Source organism: Actinomadura sp. NPDC048032, from assembly GCF_040653175.1.
Lineage (GTDB): Bacteria > Actinomycetota > Actinomycetes > Streptosporangiales > Streptosporangiaceae > Spirillospora > Spirillospora verrucosospora.
In genome coordinates, this window is record NZ_JBEZJP010000258.1 from 1 (window position 1) to 11,533 (window position 11,533).

Sequence of the window (11,533 nt, forward strand, 5' to 3'; positions counted from 1 at the left end):
GCGAGCTGGTCCCCCTGGCCGAGCAGGACCGCGGGGCCTGGGACGCGGCGCTGATCGCCGAGGGGCACCGGCTGGTGCGCGAGCGCCTCGCCGCTGCCGCCGCCGGGGCGGCTCCGGGCCGCTACCAGATCCTCGCCGCGATCAACGCCGTGCACACCTCCGCCCGCGACGTCCGCGACACCGACTGGACGCAGGTCCTCGCCCTCTACGACCAGCTCGTCCGCCTCGATCCGTCCCCGGTCGTCGCCCTCAACCGGGCCATCGCGGTCGCCGAACTCGACGGCCCGCAGGTGGCGCTGGCAGCCGTCGACCGTCTCGAGAGCAGGTTGGCCGGCTACCACGCCTACCACGCCACCCGCGCCGACCTGCTGCGCCGGCTGCACCGCGGCAGTGAGGCACGCGCGGCCTACGACAGGGCCATCGAGCTGGCGGGCAACACCGCCGAGACCGCCTACCTGACCCGCCGCCGCGACCAACTGCAGTAGCCCCCGCCGATCCCGAACACCACCCGCGCGTGCGGCGGTGTCGGTCAGCGTCCCCGCTGGTCCTCCTGATGCCCCGCAGGGCCCGGGAGCCTTCATAGTCGCGGGGTGGCCGTCCGGGAGCGGAGGGCAGCGATGAGGTGGGCGACGTGCTCGTTGAGGGTGGCCTGGTCGGGCGCCTCGACGAGTAAGGCGCCGTGGAGTGCGGAGGGCCAGGGCACCAGGGCCCACCAGCGGCCGGTCGCCCTGCCGTACCAGGTGACGACGCGGGGACTGCGCGGTGCGGGCAGGGCACTCCCCCGGTGACCGTAGGTCATGGCCGTCCGCTCGCGAGGCCCGGTCGCCGTGTTCATGGCGTGACCGTCCGCAGGACGTGGACGATGCGGTCGGCCACTCCGGCGATGTCGTCGGCCGGTCCGGCTTCCTGGCCCCACGTCCACCAGAAGGCGCGCCCGTCGCAGGTGATGGCGTCGGTGAGGCGGGGCGCGTCAGGGTTGGTGACCGTGAGGGTCCCGGCACGCAGGGCCGTCCGCCATCCGCGCGCGTCGAGTTCGGCGGCAAGCCCCCGAAGTGGGTTCGTCGTCTCCATGAACACGGAACGTAAGACAGCGTGCACACTGTGCGTTCACTGGCGTGAACGGGAACGCCATTCACAGAAGTGAACCCGTGGCGAGCGGCCCGGCTCTGGTCCGTGGGGGTCAGTGGGGCAGGCCCATGCGGGCGGCCATGCCGCGCAGTTCGCGGCCGCCGGCGTCGGTGCGGGCCCGGCTGAGCAGGACGGCGACCGATTCCCGCACCGGCGTGTTGTTGCGGATCCACTGGGGGGCAGTGTTCTCGGCGCGGCGGAGCCAGCGGATCGCCTGGTCCTTGGTTTTGCGGTCGCGGGCCAGGCCGCGTCCGACGTCGGCGAGGAAGGCGGCGTGCCTGCCCTTCCTGCCGGTGAGCCTGGTCTCGTCCACATCGCGGGCGAGGTCGAGGACGGCGCCGCCTCGCTCGCCGCATTCGACGTTGACCGCGACGTTCCATACGCCGACGTTGCTGGCCGAGAAGCTCATCCAGTGCTGGTCGGGGGCGTCGGGCATCGTGCGGGCGAGGCGGGCGGCCTCGGCCGTCCAGTCGGTGGCGCGTGCGGCGTCGTGGGTGACCGCCGCCGCGAGGGCGGCGGACAGGGTGAGCATGCCGAGCACCTGGGCGCCGAGTTCACTTCCGGCGTGCGGCTCCAGTCGGTCCGCGGAGCGTTCGGTGGCGCGGAGGGTCCGGTCCCAGGAGCCCGCGCGGGGCATGGTGTGGATGCGCAGGAAGTCGGACTGGCCACGCCGGACGGGGTCGTCCAGGATGGTCGCCGCCTGCTCGGCGCGGACGGCCGCCAGGTGGGCCAGGTCGGGGTAGCCGAGGTCCTTGGCGGTGAAGGTGGCCGCGACGCAGGCGTCGACGAGGGTCTCCAGGGCGGTGCGGTGGGCCGCTTCGTCGGCGGGGTCGGCGGCGTGCAGGTGCAACTCGTCCAGCAGGTCGGGCAGCATGTGGCCGACGCGCACGTAGTCGCAGGCCTGGTGGTGGGGCTCGACGCGGGCCATCTCGGCGACCAGTTCCGGCAGGGGGCGGGCGCGCTCGACGGCGGGGTCCTTCAGGTCGTTGGTCTGCAGGGCGAGCCTGATCGGGGGGATCACGGCGTGGGGGTCGGACTGCCCGTGGTCGGGGCCGAGGTGGGGGCCGCCGACGAGTTCGGTTTCGGAGACGCGGAGGGCGTCGGCGAGGGCGGCGATGTGGGAGCGGCGGTCGAGGCTGCGCTGCCCGCGTTCGGCCATGGACAGGAAGGATTTGGATAAGCCCGCCTGTCCGGCGAGTTGGTCGAGGGTCATGCCGCGCCAGCGGCGCAGAGCGCGCAGTCGGGCGCCGATGGTGGTCTCCTGGTGCATCGCCCGCACCTCCTCGTGAGGCTCCCGCCCTCCAGGCTACGGCCCGGCGCCGGGGTGCGGCTGGCATTCAGGGGCGGGCGTCGGCGAGGAGCCGTTTGCGTTCGGGGGTGTAGTGCCACCAGGGGCGGGCGGGCTTTCCTTCGGCCTGGTCGACGGCGGACATGACGGTGTCGAGCAGGCAGGGGTCGAGGCGGCGGCCGTGGGCGGCCGACATCCGCTCGTACAGTTCGACGGGGTCCCGGCCCGGCAGTTGGGCGACGGTGGTGATGCCGATGCGGTCGAAGTAGGCGGCGACGGCCGGTCCCACGTTGGCCAGTTCGGACAGTTCGCTGCTCATAGGGCCAACGTAGGCGCGGCGGGGCGGGGCGGTCTTGTAGGAATCGGTCAGGGGACGGCGAGGTCGAGGGCGGTGAGGCGGGCGGGGTCGGCGATCATCTCGTAGCCGGTGACGCGGCCGTCGTGGACGGTGACGGCCAGGGCGAGCAGGAGGCGGCCGTGCGGGGCGACGACGGCGCCGATCGTGCCGTCGACGAGGGCGGGCGCGGCGTACCTGGCGCGGCGGCCGAACAGCTGCATCTCGCGGGCGACGGGGCCGGCGCCGTGCAGGACGGCGGGGCGGCCGGGGGTGAGGGCGGCGTGGTCGGCGCGGCGGACGACGTCGGGGGCCAGCACGGCGAGGAGGGCGTCGAGGTCGCCGCTGCGGGCGGCGGCGAGGAACGCCTCGACGACGCGGCGCTGTTCGGCGCGCTCGGGAGGCGGTGGGGAGGCGGCGCCGCGGACGCGGTGGCGGGCGCGGCTGGCGAGTTTCTTGGCGGCGGCCGGGGTCCGCTCGACGATGGGCGCGATCTGGTCGAAGGGGACGGCGAACACGTCGTGCAGGACGAACGCGACGCGTTCGGCGGGGCCGAGGGTGTCCAGGACGACGAGCATGGCGCGGCCGACCGATTCGATGAGGACGGTCTCGGTCTCGGGGTCGCCGTCCTCGGGCTGGACGGGTGAGCGCCATCCGTAGGGTTCCTCGCGCCGGGAGGTGCGGGCGCGGAGCATGTCGAGACAGATGCGGGCCACGACGGTGCGCAGCCACGCCTCCAGGTCGTCGATTCCGGCGGGGCCGTGGCGGGTGAGCCGCAGCCACGCCTCCTGGACGGCGTCGTCGGTCTCGCCGGGGTTGCCGAGCATCCGGTAGGCGACGGCGCGCAGGGTGGCGCGGTGCTCCTCGAAGCGTTCGGCGAGTTGGTCGTGCATCGGTCACCTTTCCGTTCCGTGGTGCGTCTGCTTCGTGGCATCCGAGAGACGACGACGGTGGGGAGACAGATGCTCCGACATGACGAGGGTAGCGAGCCGGGAGGGCAGCCGCTGCTGCGGCCGGTGGCGCTGGGGGATCTGGAGCTGCCGAACCGGGTGGTGATGGCCCCGTTGACGCGGTCGCGCGCGTCCGGTCCCGGCCTGGAGCCGACGGACCTGCACGCCGTCTACTACGGGCAGCGCGCCACGGCCGGGCTGATCGTCGCCGAGGCGGCGTGGGTGGGTGAGCGCGCGATCGGGTTCCCCGGCGTCCCCGGCATCTACGGGGAGGCGCAGGTGGAGGCGTGGCGGCGCGTGACCGGTCTCGTCCACGCGCTGGGCGGACGGATCGTGCTGCAGTTGTGGCACACCGGCGCCCATGCCCATCCCGACCACCGGGGCGGGGTGCGGCCCGCGGGGCCGTCGGCGGTCGATCCGGGCGAGGTGTGCTGGACGGCGGCGGGCCCGAGGGCGACGGTCACGCCCCGGGAGATGACGCTCGCGGAGATCGAGGAGACGGTCGCCGCGTACGGCGCGGCGTCCGAGCGGGCGCGGCGGGCGGGGTTCGACGGGGTGGAGGTCGCCGCGAACGGCACGTTCCTGCTCGCGCAGTTCCTGAACCCGCGCCTGAACCGCCGCGCCGACGCCTACGGCGCGGACCGGGGCCGCCTGCTGCTGGAGGTCGTGGACGCGGTGACGGCGGCGTGGGAGGGGCGCCGCGCCGGGGTCCGGCTGTCGCCGTGGTGGAGCGTGCGCGACACCTCGGCCCAGGCGCGCCGCGCCGACTACCCCTACACGGCGGGCGAGGCGACGCTCGCCGCCTACGACGCCCTGGTGGCGGAGTTGAGCACCCGTCCCCTGGCCTATCTGCATCTGCGCGGTCGGGCCCTGCCCGGGCCGGGCGCGGTGCCGGACCTGGACGAGTTCGCCCGCTACCGCAAGCTGTTCGACGGGGCGCTGGTCGCCAATCACGGGTTCGGGCGGGAGTCGGGGAACGCGGTGGTCGAGGCGGGGATCGCCGACGCGGTGTCGTTCGGGCGGCCGTTCATCGCCAACCCGGATCTGGTCGCCCGGTTCGCGCTGGGCCTCGCCGTGGCGGGCGGCGACGAGGCCACCCACTACGGCGGAGGCGCGCGGGGGTATGTCGACTATCCGGTGTGGGCGGGGTCCTAGGCGCCGGCCGCGGGGGGCGTGACGAACTCGGGCTGGTCCAGGACGCGCAGCCAGCTGCCGTCGGGCTGGCGCCGGACGACCTGCGCGCGTGCGCCGGCGCCGTCCTTGGGCGGGGTGGAGGTGAGGGCGAGGTCGCCGCTGATCAGGGTGGGCAGCGGCTCCTCGGGCGTGAAGCGGGGGCGCGCGGCCAGGACCTTCTCCCACAGTTCGCGGATGGCCTGGCGCCCCACGGTCTGGGAGCCGGGCGGGTAGGCCATCACCGCGTCCTCCTCGTAGAGGGCGGCGACGCCGGCCGCGTCGCCGGCGTTGGAGCGTTCGACGAACAGGCGGGTGATGTCCTCGGGCCGCATGGCCTTCTCGTACTGCGTCATGGCTTCCCCCAGGTTGTTGGTGCTTTCACCTCTCATCGTGGTCGCCCCAGGCCGAGAAGTCCAAGAGATGGTTCTTCTGGTTTGCAGAAGCGATGCTTATGCGGGTTGGAAGAGTTCGACGAGGTTCCCGGCGGGGTCGGCGATCAGGATCTGGCGGCCGCCGGGGCCGGTGACGAGGTCGCTGCGGAAGGTCAGGCCCGCGCCGCGCAGCCGCGAGATCTCGGCGTCCAGGTCGTCGACGGTCAGGTGGATGCGGTTGCCTCCGGCGACGGCGGCGTCCGCGGGGGTGGCGCGGGCGCCGGAGCTGGCGGGTCCCGACAGCAGGAGGCGCAGGGGGCCGCGCACGACGTCGGCGAACGCGGGCGCCGCGTCGAGGTTGAGGGTGAAGCCGAGGTGGGCGGTGTAGAACTCGACGGCGGCCTGGACGTCGTCGACGAGGTAGCGGACGCCTGCGTGCGTGTCGTGTCCGGTCACGGGTGTTCCTCCGTCTTAGGTGCGGGCTGTGGTGTGTGGGCGAGGAGGGGCAGCAGGTGGCGCACGCGCGCGTCGAGGTCGGCCGCCACCTGGTGGAAGGCCGCGGGCGCGTCCGGCGCCGCGGCCGGGTCGGGGGTGCTCCAGTGGGCGTGCCGGGCGTGGTCGCCGAAGTCGGGGCAGGCTTCGCGGGCCTTGTCGCACAGGGTGATGACGCGGTCGAAGCGGCGGTGCGGGGCGTCCAGGCGGCGGGGGCGCTGCGCGGAGATGTCGATGCCGTACCGCTCGCGCAGGATCTGGACGGCGCGGGGGTGCATCGCGGCTTTGGGGCGGGTGCCGGCGCTGGCGGTGGTGACGCGGCCGCCGCCGTGGTGGCGCAGGAGGGCTTCGGCGATCGGCGAGCGCGCGCTGTTGCCCGTGCACACGAACAGCACGGCCGGGGCGGCCCCATCGTGCGGGCCGTCGAGGAGGCGCGGGGGCGCGGGGGCGGACCGCAGCGCCGGGTGCAGGGCGGTACCGGCCTCGGCGAGGGCGCGGGCGCAGCGGTCCAGGTCCAGGCGGTAGTAGCTGTCGCGGCCGTCGTGGCTGCTGCGGGCTGCGGTGACGAGGCCGCCGTCGCGCAGCAGCCGCAGGTGGTAGGAGACGAGGTTCTGCGGCGCGGCGGCCAGGTCGGTGAGTTCGCGGACGCGCAGGTCGCCGTCGGCGAGGGCGGTCAGCAGCCGCCAGCGCAGCGGGTGGGCGGCCAGCCGCACGAACGCCGGGGCGGCTTGACTCGGTGACGCCATGCCCGGACGATACATCAAATGAGTTTGATGGAGTAGGCGGGCGAGGGGGTGGGCGATGGCGTTCCGGCGCCGGAACCGGGGCGGGCCTTCGGCGACCGCCTCCGAAACGGCAGCCTCCGAAGCGGCCGGGTCTGGGACGGCGGCGTCCGGTGCGGCGGGGGCCGGTGCGGGCGCGGGGCCCGCCGGGGGTGAGCGGCTGGCGCGGCGGCTGGGCACCGGGGACGCGGTGCTGATCGGGCTCGGGTCGATGGTCGGGGCGGGGGTGTTCGCCGTGTTCGGGCCCGCGGCGCGGGTGGCGGGCACGGGGCTGCTGGTGGGGCTGGTGGTCGCGGCGGTGGTCGCGTACTGCAACGCGGTCGCCTCGGCGCAGCTGGCGGCGGCGTATCCGACGTCCGGCGGCACCTACGTGTACGGCCGCGAGCGGCTGGGCCCGTGGTGGGGGTTCGCGGCGGGCTGGGGTTTCGTGGTGGGCAAGACGGCCTCGTGCGCGGCGATGGCGCTGACCTTCGCCTCCTACGCGGTGCCGGGTCCGGGGTGGGCGCGCCGCGCGGTCGCGGCGGCGGCCGTGGCGGCGCTGGCGTCGCTGAACTACCGGGGCGTGACCAGGACGGCGCTGCTGACGCGGGTGCTGGTGGTCGCGAGCCTGGCGGCGCTGGCGGTGGTGGTGGCGGGGATCGCCGTGGGCGGGCGGGCGAGCGCGGCGCACCTGGGCGGGTGGGCGGCGGTGGGCGAGGGCGGCTTGTACGGCGTCCTGCAGGCGGCGGGGCTGCTGTTCTTCGCCTTCGCGGGCTATGCCCGCATCGCGACGATGGGTGAGGAGGTGCGCGACCCGTCCCGCACGATCCCCCGGGCGATCCCGGTCGCGCTGTTCATCGTGGTGGCGGTGTACCTGGTGGTGGGGGCGGCGGCGCTGCTGGCGGCGGGTCCGCGGGTGCTGGCGGACGCGGCCGCGCCGCTGGCGGCGGCGGTCGAGGCGGCGGGGGCGGGGGCTTTGGCGCCGGTGGTGCGGGTGGGCGCGGCGCTGGCGTCGCTGGGCGCGCTGCTGGCGCTGATCGCCGGGATCGGCCGCACGGCGCTGGCCATGGCGCGGCACCGGGATCTGCCGGGGTGGCTGGCGGCGGTGCATTCCCGGCACCGGGTGCCGCACCACGCCGAGGTCGCCGTGGCGGTGGCGGTGTGCGTGCTGGTGGCGGCCGGGGACCTGCGGGGGGTGATCGGGTTCTCCTCGTTCGGCGTCCTGGTGTACTACGCGGTCGCCAACGCGAGCGCCTTCACCCAGGCGGCGGCCGACCGCCGCTGGCCGCGGGCGCTCAACGTGCTCGGCGGCGCGGGGTGCGTGGTGCTGGCGGCGACGTTGCCGTGGACGTCGGTGCTGGCGGGGGCGGTGATGTTCGCCGTGGGGCTGGGCGGCCGGTGGCTGGTGCTGCGGCGGCGGGGCCCGGGCGCGTCCGGTGGAGTACCTGACGGCGGGTGAGGGTGAGGGAGACGCCGCCGCAGGTGAGGTCGGTTCGGGAGCCTTACCTGGACGGAGTGGCGGGACAGGCGGCCGGCGCCTCGTCAGGTCTGCAATCGCCTTGACGATGTCTCGAGCATCGCGCGTTATCCCGGATTTGGAATCGGGGTTTCGGCCTGACGCGCCCGGCACAGTTCCCGCGGTTCTGATTCAACCGGGCGCCGCGCCCCGGGGGCAACCCCTTTTTCTCAAGGGGGGCGCCCCGGGGGCGGGCGGTCAGCGGGCGAACAGGGACGCGTAGACGGTGCGGTCGCCGTCGGTGACGATCTGCCCGGCCAGGTGGGGGCCGGTGACGGTGGACAGCCGCAGGTCGAGGTAGCGCTCCTCCTCGCGGAGTTCGACGGGGCCGGTGGGGAGGTCGGCGAGCCAGCCGCCGATCTCGGTGAGGCGGGCGGAGCGGTCGCGGTCCAGGGCGGCGCGCAGCCCGGCGAGCCCCGCCGCCCCGTGCTGGTCCGACTGGCGCTGGTCCGCCCCGTGCTGGACGCCGTCGTAGGGGGCGCCGGGGCCGGGCGGGGCGGGTTCGGCGTGCCAGGCGGCGACGCCGTAGGCGAAGCAGACCAGCGCGGTCCACATCTCGGCGAAGTAGCGGGGGTCGGGTGCGATCTCCAGGCCGGCGAAGCGGCCGGAGACGAAGAACAGGGCGCCGAGCTGGCCGGGCTGCGGTTCCAGGCGGGACTGGAACTGGGTCAGCACGGCGCGCTTGCGGGACAGGATCTGCTCCAGATGGCCGCGGCGGGGCAGGCCGTGGCGGGCGTTGAGGGCGGCGATGTCGTCCCACAGCTTGCTGTAGCCGGCGACGCCGCGCAGGTCCAGGGCGCGGGCGCGCAGCTCCAGCGGCAGGACGAAGAACCACTGGTCGCGTTCGCTGAGGTAGCCGCCCTGGCTCTGCTGGACGCAGCAGGCGTCGTCGAAGCGGACGGTCTGCCCGGCGGCCAGGAACGCCGAGCGGCACAGGGCGTGGTTCTGGGCGCGGTCCTGGATGTAGCCGATGTGCAGGGGGACGATGGCGACGCCGGAGTCGGCGCGGTTGGCGAGTTCGACCTGCCCGTAGCCGGCGACGCGGGTCAGCTTGAGTCCGGTGCGGGGCGGCGCGAAGCCGGGGAGGGCGGGCCCGGCGATGGGGACCATGGTGAGCGCGCCGGCCTGCTGGGGGGTGCCCAGGCGGTGTCCGGCGAGGCTGAGGGGGCCGGGGACGAGGGTGTCGAGCGCCGTCATGCTGGTCATGCGGTGCTCCCTTCGGGTCTGGGCGTGCGCGGATGTGGGCGTGCGCGAGCGCGGGCGCGTGGCGGGCGCGCGGGGTGCGCGCGGAGGGCCGGTTCGGGCGGCGGTTCAGGCGGCGATGCGGGCGGTGAGGGTGTCGGCCTGCCGGTCGAGGGCGTCCAGGCGGTCGTGGAGGGCGGCGCGCAGCCAGGGGGCGCCGGCGGCGCAGTGCCCGAACATCCAGGGCAGGAGTTCGGCGAAGTCGTCCTGGTGCCAGAAGCCGCGCTGCGGCAGGGAGGGGGCGGGGCGGCGCAGGGTCAGGTCGTCGCTGCCGGTGAACTGGGAGTGGCAGAACACCACGGGGGTGGTGATGCCTGCGTGCGGCAGGCTCGCCACGACCCTGGCCAGGTCGCCGGGGTAGACGTTCTCGTAGCCGTCGGAGACGACGGCGACCAGGTCGGGTTCGGCGCCCAGGGCGTCCAGGACGCCGGTGGCCAGGTCGGTGGCGCCGCGCGGGGCGCGCTCGTCGCCGCCGGTCTCGATGACCTCCAGGCGGGCGCACACCTGCGACAGCACCATGCGCAGCGCGGCGGCCTGGGACAGGGCGGCCCATTCGCGGTCGCCGTAGCCGCGCATGGACGCCGAGGCGTCCACGACCAGGGCGAGGGTCCCGGTGAAGCGGGGGAACTCGGCGGCGGCGGCGCCGACCTGGCGGCCGAGGGCGGCGTAGAGGTCCTCGGCGGGCCCGCCCCGGTACAGGTGGACGAGGGTTGCGGCGATGTCGCCGCGGTTGGTGGCGGTGATGGTGGCGGGCCGCTGTCGGACGGTGTCGACGGACAGGACGGGCCGGTCGACCGCGGCGGGGTCGCCCGCGGTGGGCCGGGTCGCCGGGTCGTCGGCGTGGTAGAGGGCCTGGACGCGGTCGGGCGCGGCGGCGGGGTCGGTGAGGAAGCGCAGCAGGCGCCGCTGGAGGTAGTCGGAGGCGGTGTCGCCGCCGGCGATGCGGCCGGCGCAGCCGCGGGCGGTGGCGGTGCCGAGGGCGTGCTCGAAGCAGTCGCGCAGGGCGGGGCGGCGCGCGGCGATGAGGGCGTCGGCGGCGGGGTGCTCCAGGACGAACCGCAGCGCGGCGCGGGTGGTGTGCTTGTGGTTGGCGCGCAGCCGCCGCAGGGCGAGCAGGACGGTGATGACGTGGGCGGGCGGCAGGCCCAGGGTCAGGACGCGGGCGACGCGGGCCTGCACGGCGCGGGCGCGGTCGTCCAGGCCGGCCTGGGAGGCGGCGAGGACCTGAAGCAGCACGCGGGCGCGCTGCCAGGGCCGCACGCCGGGGGCCACGCCGAGCAGGGCGTAGCCCTCGGGGTCGCCGGTGTGCGCGGCGCGGTGCAGGTCCGCGTCGTCCCAGCGCAGGTGCGCGCCCCGGGGCAGGGTCAGGGCGGTGTCGTGGTGGTGCAGGTGGGCAAGGAGCGTGGGGGTGTCCATGGTTGTCGGCCTCCGCAACCCTGGAGTCTAGGAATGATCTGCGGTGGGTCGACACTCATTTTCCGGTGGCCGGGGCTTGGCCGGCGGTGCCGGGAGGCTCGGCGGCGGGCTCGGTGGCGGGCGGGGCGGCGGGTGCGGCGGCGTAACGGCCGAGGCCGTGTTCGAGCAGGTCGAAGGCGCGGGCCGCGGCGGCGTAGACGTCCTCGGCCATCTCCTGGAGGGTCTCCCCCGCGCTCTTGCGGTCGGCGATCTGCTCGACGAGCGTGTTCTGCACGGCGAAGATCATGGCGGCGGCGGCGCGGGGGGCGATGTCGTCGGGCCCGGCGCCGGTGGCCTCGGCGAGCAGGTCGGCGAGGCGGTCCTGGGCGAGGCGGCCGATCTCGCGCTGGCGGGCCATGAGGGCGGGACTGGCGCGCACGGTGCGGGTCCAGACCTCCGAGCCCTCGTGGAAGGCGGTCTGGTAGGCGCGGGCGTCCAGGCCTTCGAAGAAGCGGCGGCGGAACAGGGCCACGGCGCCCTCGCCGGGGCGGCGGTCGCGGAAGTCGCGCCCGGCGGCCTCGATGATCTCGTCCTGCCGGTCGAAGAACAGGTCTTCCTTGGTCCTGAAGTAGTTGAAGACGGTGTTGACCGACACGTCGGCGGTGCGGGCGACGTCGGCGATGGTGACGTTGTCGAACCCGCGGGTCATGAACAGGCCGGTGGCGATGTCGGCGATGCGGCGCCGCGTCTCGCGCTTCTTGCGCTCCCGCAGTCCCAGTTCCGGTTCGACGCCGGGGACGTGGTCACCCAGCTCAGCACGATCGAGCGGTCCGAGCAGCTGTCGGGGGCGCCGTTCCCGCCCGAGGTCAGGGCCCGCTTCGAG

At 75.2% G+C, this 11,533-nt stretch carries 13 protein-coding genes and 1 pseudogene; 3 read left to right on the forward strand and 11 right to left on the reverse strand.

Annotated elements, in window-relative coordinates; all coding sequences use genetic code 11:
- Nucleotides 1-485, forward strand: a pseudogene (locus AB0C69_RS27585) (RNA polymerase sigma factor); the annotation flags it as partial.
- Nucleotides 486-577: 92 nt separating this feature from the next.
- Here AB0C69_RS27585 and AB0C69_RS27590 read toward each other — a convergent pair.
- The 5 genes from AB0C69_RS27590 to AB0C69_RS27610 all read right to left on the reverse strand — a co-directional run bounded on the left by AB0C69_RS27590 (nucleotide 578) and on the right by AB0C69_RS27610 (nucleotide 3,643).
- Nucleotides 578-835 carry a hypothetical protein gene (locus tag AB0C69_RS27590; RefSeq protein ID WP_360358132.1) on the reverse strand — a complete coding sequence of 86 codons (258 nt, stop codon included), beginning with the start codon at nucleotides 833-835 and terminating at the stop codon, nucleotides 578-580.
- The gene (locus AB0C69_RS27595) at nucleotides 832-1,071 is read right to left on the reverse strand and encodes a hypothetical protein (protein ID WP_360358133.1); all 240 of its coding nucleotides are present in this window, start codon (nucleotides 1,069-1,071) and stop codon (nucleotides 832-834) included. Before AB0C69_RS27595 ends, AB0C69_RS27590 begins: the two co-directional genes overlap by 4 nt.
- A 109-nt stretch (nucleotides 1,072-1,180) precedes the next feature.
- Nucleotides 1,181-2,398 carry a helix-turn-helix transcriptional regulator gene (locus tag AB0C69_RS27600; RefSeq protein WP_360358134.1) on the reverse strand — a complete coding sequence of 406 codons (1,218 nt, stop codon included), beginning with the start codon at nucleotides 2,396-2,398 and terminating at the stop codon, nucleotides 1,181-1,183.
- A 67-nt stretch (nucleotides 2,399-2,465) separates the two neighbouring features.
- Nucleotides 2,466-2,735, reverse strand: coding sequence for a helix-hairpin-helix domain-containing protein (locus AB0C69_RS27605; RefSeq protein WP_353833515.1), 270 nt, complete (start codon nucleotides 2,733-2,735; stop codon nucleotides 2,466-2,468).
- Between the two features lie 47 nt (nucleotides 2,736-2,782).
- On the reverse strand, nucleotides 2,783-3,643 hold the full coding sequence (locus tag AB0C69_RS27610) for a sigma-70 family RNA polymerase sigma factor (RefSeq protein WP_360358135.1): 861 nt from the start codon (nucleotides 3,641-3,643) through the stop codon (nucleotides 2,783-2,785).
- Between the two features lie 69 nt (nucleotides 3,644-3,712).
- On the opposite strand from AB0C69_RS27610, the gene AB0C69_RS27615 reads away from it, so the two are divergent.
- Nucleotides 3,713-4,855: an alkene reductase gene (locus tag AB0C69_RS27615; protein ID WP_360358136.1), complete on the forward strand. Its 1,143-nt coding sequence runs from the start codon at nucleotides 3,713-3,715 to the stop codon at nucleotides 4,853-4,855.
- On the opposite strand, the gene AB0C69_RS27620 is transcribed toward AB0C69_RS27615, so the two are convergent.
- The 3 genes from AB0C69_RS27620 to AB0C69_RS27630 all read right to left on the reverse strand — a co-directional run bounded on the left by AB0C69_RS27620 (nucleotide 4,852) and on the right by AB0C69_RS27630 (nucleotide 6,482).
- Nucleotides 4,852-5,226: a nuclear transport factor 2 family protein gene (locus AB0C69_RS27620; protein ID WP_345185295.1), complete on the reverse strand. Its 375-nt coding sequence runs from the start codon at nucleotides 5,224-5,226 to the stop codon at nucleotides 4,852-4,854. The genes AB0C69_RS27615 and AB0C69_RS27620 overlap by 4 nt on opposite strands.
- 96 nt (nucleotides 5,227-5,322) lie before the next feature.
- Nucleotides 5,323-5,700, reverse strand: coding sequence for a VOC family protein (locus AB0C69_RS27625; RefSeq protein WP_345185298.1), 378 nt, complete (start codon nucleotides 5,698-5,700; stop codon nucleotides 5,323-5,325).
- Nucleotides 5,697-6,482: an ArsR family transcriptional regulator gene (locus AB0C69_RS27630; RefSeq protein WP_360358137.1), complete on the reverse strand. Its 786-nt coding sequence runs from the start codon at nucleotides 6,480-6,482 to the stop codon at nucleotides 5,697-5,699. Before AB0C69_RS27630 ends, AB0C69_RS27625 begins: the two co-directional genes overlap by 4 nt.
- 55 nt (nucleotides 6,483-6,537) lie before the next feature.
- Here AB0C69_RS27630 and AB0C69_RS27635 point away from each other — a divergent pair, with 55 nt between their 5' ends.
- Nucleotides 6,538-7,956 carry an APC family permease gene (locus AB0C69_RS27635; protein WP_360358138.1) on the forward strand — a complete coding sequence of 473 codons (1,419 nt, stop codon included), beginning with the start codon at nucleotides 6,538-6,540 and terminating at the stop codon, nucleotides 7,954-7,956.
- 255 nt (nucleotides 7,957-8,211) lie between these two features.
- On the opposite strand, the gene AB0C69_RS27640 is transcribed toward AB0C69_RS27635, so the two are convergent.
- The 3 genes from AB0C69_RS27640 to AB0C69_RS27650 form a co-directional block, all read right to left on the reverse strand.
- On the reverse strand, nucleotides 8,212-9,219 hold the full coding sequence (locus tag AB0C69_RS27640; protein ID WP_360358139.1) for a DUF6569 family protein: 1,008 nt from the start codon (nucleotides 9,217-9,219) through the stop codon (nucleotides 8,212-8,214).
- Between the two features lie 105 nt (nucleotides 9,220-9,324).
- Nucleotides 9,325-10,671 carry a hypothetical protein gene (locus AB0C69_RS27645; RefSeq protein ID WP_360358140.1) on the reverse strand — a complete coding sequence of 449 codons (1,347 nt, stop codon included), beginning with the start codon at nucleotides 10,669-10,671 and terminating at the stop codon, nucleotides 9,325-9,327.
- Between the two features lie 55 nt (nucleotides 10,672-10,726).
- A partial coding sequence (locus AB0C69_RS27650) for a TetR/AcrR family transcriptional regulator (RefSeq protein ID WP_360358141.1) occupies nucleotides 10,727-11,533 on the reverse strand: 807 nt, incomplete at its 5' end.